Annotated in this window: 2 protein-coding genes; both read left to right on the top strand. The window is 59.9% G+C overall.

The window, feature by feature from the left end; genetic code table 11:
- Nucleotides 1–71: 71 nt before the first annotated feature.
- On the top strand, nucleotides 72–779 hold the full coding sequence (gene cycA, locus BUA28_RS15235) for a cytochrome c-550 CycA (RefSeq protein WP_072768990.1): 708 nt from the start codon (nucleotides 72–74) through the stop codon (nucleotides 777–779).
- Nucleotides 779–1,378: NapC/NirT family cytochrome c (locus BUA28_RS15230; protein ID WP_072768988.1), on the top strand; the 600-nt coding region annotated here is incomplete at its 3' end. The genes cycA and BUA28_RS15230, both read left to right, overlap by 1 nt.

Below are 1,378 nucleotides of genomic sequence, written 5' to 3'. Positions count from 1 at the left end.
TCGGATTCAGGATAAAAAAGTTGTCAATAACACCCGGATATTTTTGTCTCGCCAGAAAAAAAGGAGAAACCATGAGCCACCGCATGACATTAGTCCTCGCCGCAGCCGCCATGCTGGCGGTAGTTGCAGGCAGTGCTACCGCGCAATCGTATGAAGGCCGCAAGAAGTGCAGTTCCTGTCACAAGAGCCAGGCCGAATCGTGGGGCGACACCGCGCACGCCAAGGCCATGGACTCCCTCAAACCCAACACCAAGGCCGAGGCCAAGAAGAAGGCCAAGCTCGACCCGGCCAAGGACTACACCAAGGACAAGGATTGCGTAGGCTGCCACGTCGACGGCTGGGGCAAGGAAGGCGGCTACACCGTCGAGGACCCCAACAAGTTCACCACCGGCGTCGGTTGCGAATCGTGCCATGGTCCCGGCTCCAAGTATCGCGGCACCCACCGCAAGGCCGGCGCCGCCTACGAGAAATCGAAGAAGACCGCACCGCGCCAGACCCTGGCCGATGCCGGACAGGACTTCAGCTTTGAAGAAAGCTGCAACGCCTGCCACCTGAACTACGAAGGCAGCCCGTGGAAGGGCGCCAAGAAGCCCTACACCCCCTTCACCCCCGCGGTGGACAAGAAGTACACCTTCGACTTTGACAAGTACGTCAAGGACACCAAGGCCATGCACGAGCACTACAAACTGGACGGCACCTTCACGGGCGAGCCCAAGTTCAAGTACCATGACGACTTCCAGTCCAAGGCCAAGGTGGGTGTGAAAGGTTCGGAGGACTGATGGCGGGAATGAAAGCAGGCGGCACCCTGCTCGTTGGTGCCGTACTGGGGATCGTGATGGTGGCGGTGGTATTCGGCGGCGAGGCCGCCGTCTCCACCACCGCATTCTGCACCAGTTGCCATTCCATGACCTATCCTGCGGAGGAGCTCAAGAGCTCCTCGCACTATGGCGCGCTGGGGGCCAACCCCGGCTGCAAGGACTGCCATATTCCGCAGGGCTTCAAGAACTTCCACCTGGCGGTGGCCACCCACGTGGTGGATGGCGCGCGTGAGTTGTACATGGAGTTTGCCGAGGACTATTCCACCCTGGAGAAATTCAATGAGCGCCGGCTGATCATGGCCCACGATGCGCGCATGAACCTCAAGAAGTGGGACAGCATCACCTGTCGCGAATGCCACAAGAATCCGCAGCCGCCCGGTGCCGACGCCAAGGCTGCGCACAAGAAGATGGAGACCGAAGGTGCGACCTGCATCGATTGCCATCAGAACCTGGTGCACAAGGAAGCCCCCGAGACCGACCTGAACGAGAGCAAGAAGCAGGGCAAACTGGTCCTCAAGCCCGAGAAAAAGGATGAGGACGACGAGGAGGAGGATGAGGAG

The sequence above is a fragment of the Nitrosospira sp. Nsp11 genome, assembly GCF_900142705.1.
Taxonomy (GTDB): Bacteria; Pseudomonadota; Gammaproteobacteria; order Burkholderiales; family Nitrosomonadaceae; genus Nitrosospira.
This window is presented reverse-complemented; position numbering and strand designations above follow the sequence as displayed.